Annotated in this window: 2 protein-coding genes; both read right to left on the reverse strand. The window is 66.4% G+C overall.

Features of this window, described 5'->3' with window-relative positions:
- Window positions 1-19 precede the first annotated feature (19 nt).
- The gene (locus tag F6Q13_RS18180; protein ID WP_293059515.1) at window positions 20-358 is read right to left on the reverse strand and encodes a hypothetical protein; all 339 of its coding nucleotides are present in this window, start codon (window positions 356-358) and stop codon (window positions 20-22) included.
- Window positions 349-681 carry a helix-turn-helix domain-containing protein gene (locus tag F6Q13_RS18185; RefSeq protein ID WP_293059518.1) on the reverse strand — a complete coding sequence of 111 codons (333 nt, stop codon included), beginning with the start codon at window positions 679-681 and terminating at the stop codon, window positions 349-351. The genes F6Q13_RS18180 and F6Q13_RS18185 overlap by 10 nt, the downstream gene beginning before the upstream one ends.
- Between the last annotated feature and the right edge of the window lie 158 nt (window positions 682-839).

Raw genomic sequence — 839 nt, forward strand, 5'->3', positions numbered from 1 at the left:
TCTCTGACATGCCCCTACCTCATAGTGCATGCCTCCACACTTTCGGGGGATTTCCCCGGTGCGCCAGCTTGCGATGGCTGCGGTCGCGTTCGCCCCACTCGGCGTGCAAAGCCACGATCGCCTGTCGTTCCCAGGCCAGCAGCCCGTGCACTGGGTGCCCGCCCGGCGTCAGGTCATCGAGGCGGTCCTCGGCGCGCCGATCCGCCCACCGGGCCGCCCGCGTGTCATCGAGTCCGATCACCTCGCAGGCGGCCCGCGCTGACCAGCCATGGCTGACTGCATGGTCGATCAGGTCCAAGATGCCGGCCTTGACGGTTGCGTCCACCCGCGGTGGGACCGGGCCAGCGGTCAGCCCCAACGCGATTTTCCCTCGTGCAGGTGCAGTAGCACCGCCTGCTCGGCGACCGTGGCGCGCAACCGCTCGATCTCGGCCCTGGCTTCCTGCAGCTCGACCTGCTCGCCGGTCTTGCCTGGGCGGCCCGGCCGCGCCGACAACGCATTCAACGCGCCCTGCTTGGCGGTGCGGCAGATCGTCGCCACCGTGGTGCGATCGACCCTCCACTTCTCGGCGGCCTCGCGTTGGGTGTACTGCTCGGTTAGCACCGCCACGAACATCTCGTACTTCTGGCTCGGCGCCAGCACCTGCCGCCGCTTGCCGTTGCTTTTCCGCGTCGAACTCACGGTGGAATTCGAGCTCATAACCAGCCTCCAAACGTGTCCAACACGCCCACGAGTGGCTGGGTATTTTCGACCGGCTTTGGCTCATTAACTCAAACGCAAAACAAGGCAGCCATGCAGGATGCCGACGAGACGGTTGGCGAGCTGGCGTAGTGCAGCGT

Origin of the sequence: Mycobacterium sp. (assembly GCF_008709575.1) — a bacterium.
In the GTDB taxonomy this organism is placed as follows: Bacteria; Actinomycetota; Actinomycetes; order Mycobacteriales; family Mycobacteriaceae; genus Mycobacterium.